Origin of the sequence: Kitasatospora cinereorecta, assembly GCF_024172095.1 — a bacterium.
Classification (GTDB): Bacteria; Actinomycetota; Actinomycetes; order Streptomycetales; family Streptomycetaceae; genus Kitasatospora; species Kitasatospora cinereorecta.
The window spans coordinates 235,197-248,619 of record NZ_JAMZDX010000003.1; the positions used below are offsets into that span (position 1 = coordinate 235,197).

The window sequence follows — 13,423 nt, forward strand, 5'->3', positions numbered from 1 at the left end:
ATGCTGATCCCTCGTAGGGTCAAGCACCGCAAGCAGCACCACCCGAAGCGCCGCGGCGCCTCGAAGGGCGGCACCGAGCTGGCGTTCGGCCAGTTCGGCATCCAGGCCGTGACCCCGGCCTACGTGACGAACCGTCAGATCGAGTCCGCTCGTATCGCGATCACCCGTCACATCCGTCGTGGTGGCAAGGTCTGGATCAACATCTACCCGGACCGCCCGCTCACCAAGAAGCCGGCCGAGACCCGCATGGGTTCCGGTAAGGGTTCGCCGGAGTGGTGGATCGCGAACGTGCACCCGGGTCGGGTCATGTTCGAACTGTCGTACCCGAACGAGAAGATTGCTCGCGAGGCGCTCACCCGTGCCGCGCACAAGCTTCCGATGAAGTGCCGGATCGTTCGGCGCGAGGACGGTGAGAGCTGATGTCGGCCGCTACCAAGGCTGCTGAGCTTCGCCAGCTGGACAACGAGGCGCTCGTTGCCAAGCTCCGCGAGGCCAAGGAGGAGCTGTTCAACCTCCGCTTCCAGGCGGCGACCGGGCAGCTCGACAACCACGGCCGGCTCCGGCTGGTCCGTAAGGACATCGCGCGGATCTACACCCTGATGCGCGAGCGCGAGCTGGGCATCGAGACGGTGGAGAACGCCTGATGACTGAGAACACCAACGAGACGCGCGGTTTCCGCAAGACCCGTGAGGGTCTCGTCGTCAGCGACAAGATGGACAAGACCGTCGTCGTCGCCGTCGAGGACCGCGTCAAGCACGCGCTGTACGGCAAGGTCATCCGCCGTACCAGCAAGCTGAAGGCGCACGACGAGCAGAACGCGTGCGGCATCGGCGACCGTGTCCTCCTCATGGAGACCCGGCCGCTGTCCGCGACGAAGCGCTGGCGCGTCGTCGAGATCCTCGAGAAGGCCAAGTAACGAAGCCGATGAGGTACGGCCGTATGTGCACCGGGTCCTTGGATGCCGGTGTGAGCAGCGGCCGGCCCGTCGACTCTCGTTGACGATCAGGAGAAAGCTGTGATCCAGCAGGAGTCGCGACTGCGTGTCGCCGACAACACGGGTGCCAAGGAGATTCTCTGCATCCGCGTTCTCGGTGGCTCCGGTCGCCGCTACGCCGGTATCGGGGACGTCATCGTCGCGACCGTCAAGGACGCGATCCCCGGCGGTTCGGTGAAGAAGGGTGACGTCGTCAAGTGCGTCGTCGTCCGCACCGTGAAGGAGCGTCGTCGTCCGGATGGCTCGTACATCCGCTTCGACGAGAACGCCGCGGTCGTTCTGAAGAACACCGACGGTGACCCCCGCGGTACCCGCATCTTCGGCCCGGTGGGCCGCGAGCTGCGTGACAAGAAGTTCATGAAGATCATCTCGCTCGCGCCGGAGGTGCTCTAATCTCATGGCGAACAGCATGAAGATCAAGAAGGGTGACCTGGTCCAGGTCATCACCGGCAAGGACAAGGGCAAGCAGGGCAAGGTCATCCAGGCCATGCCGGCTGAGAACAAGGTCCTCGTCGAGGGTGTCAACCGGGTCAAGAAGCACACCAAGCCGGGCCCCGGCACCCAGGGTGGCATCGTGACCGTCGAGGCCCCGGTGCACGTCTCCAACGTCCAGCTGGTCGTGGAGAAGGACGGCAAGAAGGTCGTTACCCGCGTCGGCTACCGCTTTGACGACCAGGGCAACAAGATCCGCGTTGCCAAGCGGACCGGTGAGGACATCTGATGTCTGAGACGACTGTTGAGAAGGTGACCCCCCGCCTCAAGGAGCGTTACAACTCCGAGGTCAAGGGTCAGCTGCACGAGCAGTTCTCGTACGAGAACGTCATGCTGATCCCCGGCCTGGTCAAGGTCGTGGTCAACATGGGTGTCGGCGAGGCCGCCCGTGACAGCAAGCTGATCGAGGGTGCCATCAAGGACCTGACCGCGATCACCGGTCAGAAGCCGGCCGTCACCAAGGCCCGCAAGTCCATCGCGCAGTTCAAGCTGCGCGAGGGCCAGCCGATCGGTGCCCACGTCACCCTCCGTGGTGACCGCATGTGGGAGTTCGTGGACCGTCTGGTGTCGCTGGCTCTGCCGCGTATCCGTGACTTCCGCGGCCTCTCGCCCAAGCAGTTCGACGGCCGTGGCAACTACACCTTCGGTCTGACCGAGCAGGTCATGTTCCACGAGATCGACCAGGACAAGGTCGACCGTCAGCGCGGTATGGACATCACCGTCGTGACCACCGCTCAGACCGACGATGAGGGCCGGGCGCTCCTGCGCGCTCTGGGCTTCCCGTTCAAGGAGGCGTGAGCCATGGCGAAGAAGGCCCTTATCGCTAAGTCCGAGCGCAAGCCGAAGTTCGGCGTCCGGGCGTACACCCGGTGCCAGCGCTGCGGCCGCCCGCACTCGGTGTACCGCAAGTTCGGCCTGTGCCGTGTGTGCCTCCGTGAGATGGCGCACCGCGGCGAGCTGCCGGGCGTGACCAAGAGCTCCTGGTAACCCTTACCGACTGCTCTGACCCGCGAAGCAGTGTGCCCGGCCCCGACCCTTTTGGGTTTCCCGAGAGGGATCCCGTAAGGTAGTGGGGTCGGGCCCCCTGCCGCGAGATCCGGTCGGATTCTCGCGGCTCTCGTATGAGGGCTCGCAAACCCAGTCTTACTACGTCGCAGGTCCCCTGCGCTTGTGCCTCTTCCGCACTCCTCGGAGTGCGGAAGGGGGACCTGGTGCGGAGAAACCACGGCGAGAGAGGCCTGAGGCCACCATGACCATGACCGACCCCATCGCAGACATGCTCACGCGTCTGCGGAACGCGAACTCGGCGTACCACGACTCCGTGGCGATGCCGGCCAGCAAGATCAAGGCGCACGTCGCCGAGATCCTGCAGCAGGAGGGTTACATCTCCTCCTACAAGGTTGAGGACCCCACCGAGGGCGAGGTCGGCAAGAAGCTGACCATCGAGCTCAAGTTCGGCCCCAACCGTGAGCGCTCCATCGCCGGCATCAAGCGCATCAGCAAGCCGGGTCTGCGCGTTTACGCAAAGTCCACCAACCTGCCGAAGGTCCTCGGCGGCCTGGGCGTGGCGATCATCTCCACGTCCTCGGGTCTCCTCACGGACAAGCAGGCCGCCAAGAAGGGCGTAGGCGGAGAAGTTCTCGCCTACGTCTGGTAATTCGGGAAACGGAGGTACAGCAATGTCTCGCATTGGACGGCTGCCCATCTCGGTTCCCGCCGGCGTGGACGTCACCATCGATGGCCGCGAGGTGTCGGTGAAGGGCCCCAAGGGCTCCCTCACCCACGTCGTCGCCGCGCCGATCGAGATCGGCAAGGGCGAGGACGGCACCCTGCTCGTCTCCCGCCCGAACGACGAGCGGCAGTCGAAGGCCCTGCACGGCCTGACCCGCACGCTGGTGGCGAACATGATCACCGGCGTGACCCAGGGCTACCGCAAGTCGCTGGAGATCAGCGGTGTTGGTTACCGCGTCACGGCGAAGGGCTCCGACATGGAGTTCGCGCTGGGCTACAGCCACCCGATCCTGGTCCCCGCGCCGGAGGGCATCTCCTTCGTCGTCGAGTCGCCCACCAAGTTCCACGTGGACGGCATCGACAAGCAGAAGGTCGGCGAGGTCGCCGCTAAGATCCGCAAGCTGCGCAAGCCCGACCCGTACAAGGCCAAGGGCGTCAAGTACGCGGGCGAGGTCATCCGCCGCAAGGTCGGAAAGAGTGGTAAGTAAGCGATGAGCGTCTCTGTCAAGATCGGCAAGGGCAACGCCTACAAGAGCGCCGCTCGCAAGCGCCGCGCGATCCGCGTTCGCAAGCGCGTCGTCGGCACCGAGGTGCGTCCGCGCCTCGTCGTGACGCGTTCGAACCGCCACATGGTCGCCCAGGTCATCGACGACGCCAAGGGTCACACCCTGGCGTCGGCGTCCACCCTCGACGTGTCCATCAAGGGCACCGAGGGCGACAAGACCGAGCTGGCCAAGAAGGTCGGAAGCCTGGTCGCCGAGCGCGCCAAGGCCGCCGGCGTCGAGTCGGTCGTCTTCGACCGCGCGGGCAACCGGTACGCCGGCCGCATCGCCGCCCTGGCGGACGCGGCCCGTGAGGCCGGGCTCGACTTCTAAGCCGCTCGTCGACTCTGTCGGCGGACGTAAACGAGAGAGGTAATTCCAATGGCTGGACCCCAGCGCCGCGGTAGCGGCGCCGGCGGCGGCACGGGTGGCGAGCGGCGCGACCGTAAGCGCGACGAGCGGGGCGGCGCCCCGGTCGCCGAGAAGACCGCTTACGTCGAGCGCGTTGTTGCCATCAACCGTGTGGCCAAGGTTGTCAAGGGTGGTCGTCGTTTCAGCTTCACCGCGCTGGTCGTGGTGGGCGACGGTGACGGCACCGTGGGTGTCGGTTACGGGAAGGCGAAGGAGGTTCCGGCCGCCATCGCCAAGGGCGTTGAGGAGGCCAAGAAGAACTTCTTCAAGGTTCCCCGTATCCAGGGCACCATCCCGCACCCGATCCAGGGCGAGAAGGCCGCCGGCGTCGTGCTGCTGAAGCCGGCGTCCCCCGGTACCGGTGTTATCGCCGGTGGCCCGGTGCGTGCCGTCCTCGAGTGCGCCGGCGTTCACGACATCCTGTCGAAGTCGCTCGGCTCGGACAACGCGATCAACATCGTGCACGCCACCGTGGCTGCTCTGAAGGGCCTCGTGCGCCCCGAGGAGATCGCCGCCCGTCGTGGCCTGCCCCTGGAGGACGTGGCTCCGGCCGCCCTGCTCCGGGCCCGTGCGGCTGGGGTGAGCGCCTGATGGCTCGCCTCAAGGTCACCCAGACCAAGTCGTACATCGGTAGCAAGCAGAACCACCGTGACACCCTCCGTTCGCTCGGCCTCAAGCGGCTGAACGACACCGTGGTGAAGGAGGACCGCCCGGAGATCCGCGGCATGGTCCACACCGTTCGTCACCTCGTCACGGTCGAGGAGGTGGACTGACATGGCGGACTCGCCGATCAAGATCCACAACCTGCGGCCCGCCCCGGGCGCCAAGACCGAGAAGACCCGTGTGGGTCGCGGTGAGGGCTCCAAGGGTAAGACCGCCGGTCGTGGTACCAAGGGCACCAAGGCCCGCTACCAGGTTCCGCAGCGCTTCGAGGGTGGCCAGATGCCCCTCCACATGCGCCTGCCGAAGCTGAAGGGCTTCAAGAACCCGGCCCACAAGCAGTTCCAGGTCGTGAACCTGGACCGCCTGGCCGAGCTCTACCCGAACGGTGGCGAGGTCACCGTGGCCGACCTGATCGCGAAGGGCGCCGTTCGCAAGAACGAGCTCGTCAAGGTCCTCGGCCAGGGCGACATCGCGGTGGCGCTGCAGGTGACGGTGGACGCCGTCTCCGGCTCCGCCGCCGAGAAGATCACCGCCGCCGGCGGCTCGGTCACCGAGCTGATCTGACGTAGGTGTCGACTCCGGGCCCCGCGCCCTCCTTCCAGGGGGTGCGGGGCCCGTTGCCGTTTGTGCGGGACTTGTGCGTCAAAACCGGGCAAGCCGTACCCCATGAGTGGGGGAGCGGCCTTCCACGCTTCTGTGGAGCGCCCGCGCACTGTTAGAGTCCCTGGAGTTCCCCCTTACCCCACATCAGGACCGACCCTCCCGCCGATGCGGCCGGGAGGCGCAGGAGGCACCGTGCTCAGTGCGTTCGCGCGGGCGTTCCAGACGCCCGACCTGCGCAAGAAGCTGCTGTTCACGCTGGGCATCATGGTGCTGTTCCGGCTGGGCGCGCACATTCCCGTACCCGGGGTCAACTTCACCGCGGTCAACAGCTGCGTGAAGGAGACCAAACAGGGTCTCTTCGGCCTGGTCAACCTGTTCAGCGGCGGAGCGCTGCTGCAGCTGACCATCTTCGCGCTCGGCATCATGCCGTACATCACGGCCAGCATCATCCTCCAGCTCCTCACCGTGGTCATCCCGCGGCTCGAGCAGCTGAAGAAGGAGGGTCAGGCCGGTACCGCGAAGATCACGCAGTACACCCGCTACCTCACCATCGCGCTGGCGATCCTCCAGGGCACCGGCATCATCGCGACCGCGTCCAGCGGCGCGCTGTTCTCCGGCTGCATCTACGCCCGCGACATCGTGCCGGACCAGTCGATCTTCCGGATCGCCACGATGGTGATCACCATGACCGCGGGCACCACCGTGATCATGTGGCTGGGTGAGCTGATCACCGACCGCGGCATCGGCAACGGCATGTCGATCCTGATCTTCACCTCCATCGCGGCCGGCTTCCCCGGCTCGATGTGGGCGATCAAGCAGTCCGGCAAGCTGCTGGACGGCTGGGGCGAGTTCTTCGCGGTGGTGCTGGTCGGCGTCGTGGTGGTCTGCCTGGTGATCTTCGTCGAGCAGGCCCAGCGCCGGATCCCGGTGCAGTACGCCAAGCGCATGATCGGCCGCCGGGCGTTCGGCGGCACCTCGACCTACATCCCGCTCAAGGTCAACCAGGCGGGCGTGATCCCGGTCATCTTCGCCTCGTCGCTGCTCTACATCCCCGCGCTGGTGGTTCAGCTCACCAACTCGCAGGCGGGCTGGGCGACCTGGATCCGGACCAACTTCGTCAAGGGCGACCACCCGATCTACATGGTCACGTACTTCGTGCTGATCGTGTTCTTCGCCTTCTTCTACGTGGCCATCTCCTTCAACCCCGAAGAAGTTGCCGACAACATGAAGAAGTATGGTGGGTTCATCCCGGGCATCCGGGCCGGCCGACCGACGGCCGAGTACCTGAACTACGTGCTCACCCGCATCACGTGGCCGGGTTCGCTCTACCTGGGCCTGATCGCGTTGATCCCGATGATCGCCCTGGTCGCCTTCGGACAGCAGACCAACTTCCCGTTCGGCGGCACCAGCGTGCTGATCGTCGTCGGCGTCGGACTCGAAACTGTGAAGCAGATCGAGAGCCAGCTCCAGCAGCGTAATTACGAAGGGTTCCTCCGCTGATGCGTATCGTCCTCGTCGGACCCCCCGGGGCCGGGAAGGGTACTCAGGCGCACGTCCTGGCCAAGACCCTGTCCATTCCCCACATCTCCACCGGAGACCTGTTCCGCGCCAACATCAGCCAGGGCACCCCGTTGGGCCTCGAGGCCAAGGCGTACATGGACGCGGGTCGCCTGGTGCCGGATGAGGTCACCATCGGGATGGCCAAGGACCGGATGCTCCAGCCGGACGCCGCGGGCGGCTTCCTGCTGGACGGCTTCCCCCGGAACCTCGGCCAGGCCAAGGCCCTGGACGAGATCCTCGCCGAGGAGGGCATCGCCCTCGACGGCGTGCTCGACCTCGAGGTCCCCGAGGACGAGGTCGTCAAGCGGATCGCCGGCCGCCGGCTGTGCCGCAACGACGGCGCGCACGTGTTCCACGTGGTGTACAACCCGTCGAAGACCGACGGTGTCTGCGACGAGTGCGGTGGCGAGCTCTACCAGCGCTCGGACGACACCGAGGAGGCCGTCCGGGTCCGTCTGGAGGAGTACCACTCCAAGACCGAGCCGATCATCGGCTACTACCAGGAGCAGGGCCTCCTGGTGACCATCTCCGCCCTGGGGAAGGTCGACGAGGTGACCGAACGCGCGGTCGCCGCCCTGAAGAGCAACGACTGACGCACGGCGTCACCGGACGGCCGGGAAGCCCCCCGCAGGGGCGTCCCGGCCGTCCGTGCGTCCGTGCGTCGTACCGTGGTGTAGAAGCAGCTGACGATGGAAGGCGTTGACCAGATGGTGGAGATCAAGACCCCCGAGCAGATCGCGAAGATGCGGGCGGCCGGGCTGGTCGTCGCGGAGGCCCTGAAGGCCTGCCGCGAGGCCGTCGCGCCGGGGGTGACCACCCAGGAGCTCAACGACATCGCGGACAAGGTCATCACCGACCACGGCGCCACCTCGAACTTCCGCGCCCACCACGGCGGCCTGTGGTTCCCCGGCGTGATCTGCGCCTCGGTGAACAACGAGGTCGTCCACGGCATCCCCGGCGAGCGGGTCCTCCGTGAGGGTGACCTGATCTCGATCGACTGCGGCGCGATCCTGGACGGCTGGCACGGCGACGCGGCGATCACCGTGGCGGTCGGCGAGACCGCCCCGGAGAACACCGCGCTGTCCAAGGTGACCGAGGGCTCGATGTGGGCCGGCATCGCCCAGATGAAGAAGGGCAACCGCCTGGTCGACGTCTCCCGGGCGATCGAGGGCTTCATCCGCCGCCAGCCGCTGCCGCCCAAGGGCAAGTGGGGCATCACCGAGGGCTACGGCGGCCACGGCATCGGCACCGCCATGCACATGGAGCCGCACGTGCTGAACTACGTGGCCGGCCGCGGCAAGGGTCCGAAGCTGATCCCCGGCACCGTGCTGGCGATCGAGCCGATGGTCTCGCTCGGCACCCCGCACACCACCGTGCTGGACGACGAGTGGACGGTCGTCACCGACGACGGCACCTGGGCCTCGCACTGGGAGCACTCGGTGGCCGTCACCGAGCAGGGCCCGCTGGTGCTGACCGCCTTCGACGGCGGCCGGGCCGAGCTGGCCAAGCTGGGCGTGGTGGCCGCGCCGGACCCGCTGGGCTGAGCCCGGACCGGCCGTCGGCTGAGTCGTCCGTCTCATTGAGGGCCTCGGGGTTTGTACCCCCCGAGGCCCTTGTCCTATTTTCATCAGTTGAACAGTCGGTGATGCAGGACGCAGGGGAGAGACAGTGCTCAAGGGCTTCCGCGACTTCATGATGCGCGGCAACGTGATCGACATGGCCGTCGGTGTGGTGATCGGTGCCGCCTTCACCGGTGTGGTCACCGGCTTCGTGTCGGCGTTCCTCACCCCGCTGGTCGGCGTGGTGGTCGGCGCGGCCGGCGACTTCGGCTCCTACAAGTTCAGCGCGGCGGGCGTCACCTTCCCGTACGGCCAGTTCCTGAACGTGCTGATCGCCTTCTTCATGACCGCCGCGGTGCTGTACTTCTGCGTGGTGCTCCCGGTCACCAAGGCCACCGAGCGCTACCTGCCGAAGAAGCCGAAGACCCCGAAGCGCCCCTGCCCGGAGTGCCTCACCGAGATCCCGCAGGCGGCCAGCCGGTGCTCCGCGTGCACCGCCCACGTGGAGCCGGTGGCAGCGACCCTTCGCTGAGCGTGTAGCATGGACTGTCGGCTCACTCGTAGCGTGTTTCAGCACGCCCTCACCCCACTCGGGATGAGGTGATGCCTGGTTCGCACGAGCGTTCCGCATACGGTAGCCGGACCCCGAAGGGTGGATCTCGCAGTTCATGGCTAAGAAGCAAGGCGCCATTGAGATCGAGGGCACCGTGATCGAGTCTCTTCCGAACGCGATGTTCAAGGTCGAGCTGCAGAACGGTCACAAGGTCCTCGCGCACATCAGCGGCAAGATGCGCATGCACTACATCCGCATCCTTCCGGATGACCGGGTCGTGGTGGAGCTCAGCCCCTACGACCTGACCCGCGGCCGGATCGTCTACCGATACAAGTAACAACGCCAGATCTAGACCCCGGAGAACCTGAATCATGAAGGTCAAGCCGAGCGTCAAGAAGATCTGCGACAAGTGCAAGGTGATCCGCCGCCACGGCCGGGTCATGGTGATCTGCGACAACCTGCGCCACAAGCAGCGCCAGGGCTGATCTCTCCCCAGCATTTCTCGTAGGACCTTCGCGCGACGCGCAACAACGTCATAAGCGGGCCGCCCGATCCGATCCCACGGACTGCCACCCCCGGTCAGAGGCCGGGGCTCCTTGTCGAGAGACATCGAGTAGGCGGCACGCAAGACCTCTGAAGAAGCACAGGAGCCATCAATGGCACGCCTTTCCGGCGTTGATCTCCCCCGCGAGAAGCGGATCGAGATCGCCCTCACCTACGTCTACGGCATCGGCAAGACCCGCGCCCAGCTGGCGCTGGCCGAGACCGGCGTGAACCCGGACATCCGCGTCCGTGACATCACCGAGGAAGACCTCGTCAAGCTGCAGAAGTTCGTCGACGCGAACTTCGAGGTCGAGGGTGACCTCCGCCGTGCCGTCGCCGCCGACATCCGCCGCAAGGTCGAGATCGGCTGCTACGAGGGTCTGCGTCACCGTCGCGGCCTTCCGGTCCGCGGCCAGCGCACCCACACCAACGCGCGTACCCGCAAGGGCCCGCGTCGCGCGATCGCCGGCAAGAAGAAGCCGGGCAAGAAGTAGTCCGTCCCGTAACCGGACATCCCTCCGGCCCGCGGGTTAGCGGACCGACCACCTCAGTAGGAGAACAGACTTATGCCCCCCAAGGGTCGTCAGGCTGCCGGCGCGAAGAAGATCCGCCGCAAGGAGAAGAAGAACGTCGCTCACGGGCACGCCCACATCAAGAGCACGTTCAACAACACCATCGTTTCGATCACCGACCCCGCGGGCAACGTGATCTCCTGGGCCTCTGCCGGCCACGTCGGCTTCAAGGGCTCGCGCAAGTCCACCCCGTTCGCCGCGCAGATGGCCGCCGAGTCGGCCGCGCGTCGCGCGCAGGAGCACGGCATGCGCAAGGTCGACGTCTTCGTCAAGGGTCCGGGCTCCGGCCGTGAGACCGCGATCCGCTCCCTCCAGGCCACCGGCCTCGAGGTTGGCTCGATCCAGGACGTCACCCCCACCCCGCACAACGGCTGCCGTCCGCCGAAGCGCCGCCGCGTCTGACGCTGCAGCGCCGCGCTGAAACCTCGTTCGGGGTCCCGTTTCGTACGGGACCCCGTACGCTTGAGTCCGTCGGCATCAAATAGTGGGTGCCGAAGACAACTGGAGGAACACCTCTCATGCTGATCGCTCAGCGTCCCTCGCTGACCGAAGAGGTCGTCGATGAATTCCGCTCGCGGTTCGTGATCGAGCCGCTGGAGCCGGGCTTCGGCTACACCCTCGGCAACTCGCTCCGCCGCACCCTCCTCTCCTCGATCCCGGGCGCCGCTGTCACCAGCATCCGGGTCGACGGTGTCCTGCACGAGTTCACCACCGTGCCGGGCGTCAAGGAGGACGTGACCGACCTCATCCTCAACATCAAGCAGCTGGTCGTCTCCTCGGAGCACGACGAGCCGGTCGTGATGTACCTGCGCAAGCAGGGCCCGGGTGTGGTCACCGCCGCCGACATCGCGCCCCCGGCCGGTGTCGAGGTGCACAACCCCGAGCTGGTCCTCGCCACGCTGAACGGCAAGGGCAAGCTGGAGATGGAGCTGACCGTCGAGCGCGGTCGCGGCTACGTCTCCGCCGTGCAGAACAAGGCCTCCGGCCAGGAGATCGGCCGCATCCCGGTCGACTCGATCTACAGCCCGGTGCTGAAGGTCACCTACAAGGTCGAGGCCACCCGTGTCGAGCAGCGGACCGACTTCGACAAGCTGATCGTCGACGTCGAGACCAAGCCCGCCATGCGTCCGCGTGACGCCATGGCCTCGGCCGGCAAGACCCTCGTCGAGCTGTTCGGCCTCGCCCGCGAGCTGAACGTCGACGCCGAGGGCATCGACATGGGCCCGTCCCCGACGGACGCCGCCCTGGCCGCCGACCTGGCGCTGCCGATCGAGGAGCTCGAGCTCACCGTTCGGTCGTACAACTGCCTCAAGCGCGAGGGCATCCACACCGTGGGTGAGCTCGTGGCCCGCTCCGAGGCCGACCTGCTCGACATCCGCAACTTCGGTGCGAAGTCGATCGACGAGGTCAAGGCGAAGCTGGCCGGCATGGGCCTGGCCCTCAAGGACAGCCCGCCCGGGTTCGACCCGACCGCCGCCGCCGACGCCTTCGGCGCCGACGACCTGGACGACCAGGGCTACGCGGAGACCGAGCAGTACTAAGAAGGATTCGGGCCGGGGGCGGTCCCTTGTGGACCGCCCCCGGCACCGTGCAAGTCGTACGGGCACAGTGTCCGTACGCCCGCTGCGGTACCTGGTACGGCCGCAGTCGGAGATTCGAGGAGTAATTCCATGCCGCGTCCCACCAAGGGTGCCCGCCTCGGCGGCGGCCCGCACCACGAGCCGCTGCTGCTCGCCGGTCTGGCCCGTGAGCTGTTCCAGTACGGCCGCATCACCACCACCGAGGCCAAGGCCCGTCGCCTGCGCCCGCTGGCGGAGAAGCTGATCACCAAGGCGAAGAAGGGCGACATCCACAACCGTCGCCTGGTGCGCAAGACCATCACCGACGTCTCGGTGCTGCACACCCTCTTCACCGAGATCGCGCCGCGCTTCGAGAACCGCCCGGGTGGCTACACCCGTATCACCAAGATCGGCACCCGTCGTGGCGACAACGCCCCGATGGCCGTGATCGAGCTGGTCGAGGGCGAGATCGCCACCAAGGCGACCGTCGCCGAGGCCGAGGCCGCCGCCAAGCGCGCGGTCAAGGAGGCCGAGCAGGCGGAGGCCACCGAGGCCGCTGCCGACGAGGCCACCGAGGCCTGACACCTCTAGGTGTTCGTTCGGGCCCGTTCTCCCATCCGTGGGGGAGCGGGCCCGTTCCGTGTCCATGGGAGATGAAGTGAACGACTGCGCCGAGCAGCCCCCCGTCAAGGACGGCCCGGCCGACGGGTACGTCCGGATCCGGCTGGACCTGGCGTACCAAGGGGCCGAGTTCTCCGGCTGGGCGCGACAGCGCGGCCGCCGCACCGTGCAGGAGGAGATCGAGATCGCCCTGCAGATCGTCACCCGCAGCGCCGAGCACTACCCGCTCACGGTGGCCGGCCGCACCGACGCCGGGGTGCACGCCCGCGGCCAGGTCGCGCACGTCGACCTGCCGGTCGAGCTGTGGGCCGCGCACGGCGAGAAGCTGCTGCGCCGGCTGGCCGGCCGGCTCCCCGCCGATGTGCGGATCTACCGGGTCGCCGCGGCGCCGTACGGCTTCGACGCCCGCTTCTCGGCGATCTGGCGCCGGTACGCCTACCGGGTGGCCGACCACCCGGGCGGGGTGGACCCGCTGCTGCGCGGACACGTGCTCTGGCACGACCGGCCGCTGGACATCGAGCGGATGAACGCCGCCGCGAAGCTGCTGCTGGGCGAGCACGACTTCGCCGCGTACTGCAAGAAGCGCGAGGGCGCGACCACCATCCGCACCCTGCTGGAGCTGCACTGGGACCGCGTTCCGGTGGACGGCTACGCGACGCAGGAGGGCTCGCTCGCGGTGGCGACCGTCCGGGCCGACGCCTTCTGCCACAACATGGTGCGGGCGCTGGTCGGGGCGATGCTGCTGGTCGGCGACGGGCACCGGCCGGTGGAGTTCCCCGGCGAGGTGCTGGCCGGCGGGGTGCGCAACTCCGCGGTCAACGTGATCCGGCCGTACGGGCTGACCCTGGAGGAGGTCGGCTACCCGGCCGACGAGCTGCTCGCCGAGCGGAACCGGGCCGCCCGCCGGATGCGGACGCTGCCCGGTACATAAAACCGGAATTGGACAATCGGGCATTTGCGGACTTCCGCTGTGATGCCCGTCACTCGCCGCTCGGTACCCCTCCGTAAACGGCCCGCACC

General features: G+C 67.2%; 24 protein-coding genes. All 24 read left to right on the plus strand.

Going from position 1 to position 13,423, the window contains the following annotated elements:
- The 24 genes from rplP to truA all read left to right on the plus strand — a co-directional run bounded on the left by rplP (position 1) and on the right by truA (position 13,334).
- A complete protein-coding gene (rplP, locus tag FHR36_RS14680) occupies positions 1 to 420 on the plus strand; it encodes a 50S ribosomal protein L16 (RefSeq protein WP_014136280.1) in 420 nt (139 codons plus the stop codon).
- Positions 420 to 644 carry a 50S ribosomal protein L29 gene (gene rpmC, locus FHR36_RS14685; protein WP_253797160.1) on the plus strand — a complete coding sequence of 75 codons (225 nt, stop codon included), beginning with the start codon at positions 420 to 422 and terminating at the stop codon, positions 642 to 644. Before rplP ends, rpmC begins: the two co-directional genes overlap by 1 nt.
- The gene (gene rpsQ / locus FHR36_RS14690; protein WP_253797170.1) at positions 644 to 916 is read left to right on the plus strand and encodes a 30S ribosomal protein S17; all 273 of its coding nucleotides are present in this window, start codon (positions 644 to 646) and stop codon (positions 914 to 916) included. Before rpmC ends, rpsQ begins: the two co-directional genes overlap by 1 nt.
- 99 nt (positions 917 to 1,015) lie before the next feature.
- Complete coding sequence (gene rplN / locus FHR36_RS14695; RefSeq protein ID WP_030300391.1) at positions 1,016 to 1,387, plus strand: 50S ribosomal protein L14; 372 nt, start codon at positions 1,016 to 1,018, stop codon at positions 1,385 to 1,387.
- Between the two features lie 16 nt (positions 1,388 to 1,403).
- Positions 1,404 to 1,715, plus strand: coding sequence for a 50S ribosomal protein L24 (gene rplX, locus FHR36_RS14700; RefSeq protein WP_030263484.1), 312 nt, complete (start codon positions 1,404 to 1,406; stop codon positions 1,713 to 1,715).
- Positions 1,715 to 2,284 (plus strand): 50S ribosomal protein L5, encoded by a 570-nt coding sequence (gene rplE / locus FHR36_RS14705; RefSeq protein ID WP_253797172.1) that lies wholly within the window; start codon positions 1,715 to 1,717, stop codon positions 2,282 to 2,284. The genes rplX and rplE overlap by 1 nt, the downstream gene beginning before the upstream one ends.
- Positions 2,285 to 2,287: 3 nt before the next feature.
- Complete coding sequence (locus FHR36_RS14710; protein WP_008747480.1) at positions 2,288 to 2,473, plus strand: type Z 30S ribosomal protein S14; 186 nt, start codon at positions 2,288 to 2,290, stop codon at positions 2,471 to 2,473.
- Positions 2,474 to 2,735: 262 nt separating this feature from the next.
- On the plus strand, positions 2,736 to 3,143 hold the full coding sequence (gene rpsH / locus FHR36_RS14715; RefSeq protein WP_045305887.1) for a 30S ribosomal protein S8: 408 nt from the start codon (positions 2,736 to 2,738) through the stop codon (positions 3,141 to 3,143).
- A gap of 22 nt (positions 3,144 to 3,165) precedes the next feature.
- Entirely contained in the window at positions 3,166 to 3,705 is a 540-nt protein-coding gene (rplF, locus tag FHR36_RS14720; RefSeq protein ID WP_253797174.1) for a 50S ribosomal protein L6, read from the plus strand.
- 3 nt (positions 3,706 to 3,708) lie between these two features.
- The gene (gene rplR, locus FHR36_RS14725; RefSeq protein ID WP_253797177.1) at positions 3,709 to 4,092 is read left to right on the plus strand and encodes a 50S ribosomal protein L18; all 384 of its coding nucleotides are present in this window, start codon (positions 3,709 to 3,711) and stop codon (positions 4,090 to 4,092) included.
- 48 nt (positions 4,093 to 4,140) lie between these two features.
- The gene (gene rpsE / locus FHR36_RS14730; RefSeq protein WP_030457410.1) at positions 4,141 to 4,761 is read left to right on the plus strand and encodes a 30S ribosomal protein S5; all 621 of its coding nucleotides are present in this window, start codon (positions 4,141 to 4,143) and stop codon (positions 4,759 to 4,761) included.
- Complete coding sequence (rpmD, locus tag FHR36_RS14735) at positions 4,761 to 4,943, plus strand: 50S ribosomal protein L30 (RefSeq protein ID WP_014136270.1); 183 nt, start codon at positions 4,761 to 4,763, stop codon at positions 4,941 to 4,943. Before rpsE ends, rpmD begins: the two co-directional genes overlap by 1 nt.
- A gap of 1 nt (position 4,944) precedes the next feature.
- Complete coding sequence (rplO, locus tag FHR36_RS14740) at positions 4,945 to 5,397, plus strand: 50S ribosomal protein L15 (protein WP_253797179.1); 453 nt, start codon at positions 4,945 to 4,947, stop codon at positions 5,395 to 5,397.
- A 231-nt stretch (positions 5,398 to 5,628) separates the two neighbouring features.
- A complete protein-coding gene (secY, locus tag FHR36_RS14745; RefSeq protein ID WP_253797181.1) occupies positions 5,629 to 6,936 on the plus strand; it encodes a preprotein translocase subunit SecY in 1,308 nt (435 codons plus the stop codon).
- Positions 6,936 to 7,589, plus strand: a complete 654-nt coding sequence (locus FHR36_RS14750) for an adenylate kinase (RefSeq protein WP_253797183.1) — start codon at positions 6,936 to 6,938, stop codon at positions 7,587 to 7,589. Before secY ends, FHR36_RS14750 begins: the two co-directional genes overlap by 1 nt.
- Before the next feature lie 114 nt (positions 7,590 to 7,703).
- Positions 7,704 to 8,540, plus strand: coding sequence for a type I methionyl aminopeptidase (gene map, locus FHR36_RS14755; protein ID WP_253799268.1), 837 nt, complete (start codon positions 7,704 to 7,706; stop codon positions 8,538 to 8,540).
- Positions 8,541 to 8,664: 124 nt separating this feature from the next.
- Positions 8,665 to 9,087: a large conductance mechanosensitive channel protein MscL gene (gene mscL, locus FHR36_RS14760; RefSeq protein ID WP_253797192.1), complete on the plus strand. Its 423-nt coding sequence runs from the start codon at positions 8,665 to 8,667 to the stop codon at positions 9,085 to 9,087.
- 136 nt (positions 9,088 to 9,223) lie between these two features.
- Positions 9,224 to 9,445, plus strand: a complete 222-nt coding sequence (infA, locus tag FHR36_RS14765; RefSeq protein ID WP_003956442.1) for a translation initiation factor IF-1 — start codon at positions 9,224 to 9,226, stop codon at positions 9,443 to 9,445.
- Between the two features lie 34 nt (positions 9,446 to 9,479).
- Entirely contained in the window at positions 9,480 to 9,593 is a 114-nt protein-coding gene (gene rpmJ / locus FHR36_RS14770; RefSeq protein ID WP_003956441.1) for a 50S ribosomal protein L36, read from the plus strand.
- A 171-nt stretch (positions 9,594 to 9,764) separates the two neighbouring features.
- Entirely contained in the window at positions 9,765 to 10,145 is a 381-nt protein-coding gene (gene rpsM / locus FHR36_RS14775) for a 30S ribosomal protein S13 (protein ID WP_253797209.1), read from the plus strand.
- 72 nt (positions 10,146 to 10,217) lie between these two features.
- The gene (gene rpsK / locus FHR36_RS14780; protein ID WP_253797211.1) at positions 10,218 to 10,625 is read left to right on the plus strand and encodes a 30S ribosomal protein S11; all 408 of its coding nucleotides are present in this window, start codon (positions 10,218 to 10,220) and stop codon (positions 10,623 to 10,625) included.
- Positions 10,626 to 10,741: 116 nt separating this feature from the next.
- Positions 10,742 to 11,764: a DNA-directed RNA polymerase subunit alpha gene (locus FHR36_RS14785; RefSeq protein ID WP_014136256.1), complete on the plus strand. Its 1,023-nt coding sequence runs from the start codon at positions 10,742 to 10,744 to the stop codon at positions 11,762 to 11,764.
- 129 nt (positions 11,765 to 11,893) lie between these two features.
- A complete protein-coding gene (gene rplQ, locus FHR36_RS14790; protein ID WP_253797225.1) occupies positions 11,894 to 12,364 on the plus strand; it encodes a 50S ribosomal protein L17 in 471 nt (156 codons plus the stop codon).
- A gap of 64 nt (positions 12,365 to 12,428) precedes the next feature.
- A complete protein-coding gene (truA, locus tag FHR36_RS14795; RefSeq protein WP_253797227.1) occupies positions 12,429 to 13,334 on the plus strand; it encodes a tRNA pseudouridine(38-40) synthase TruA in 906 nt (301 codons plus the stop codon).
- Positions 13,335 to 13,423 lie beyond the last annotated feature (89 nt).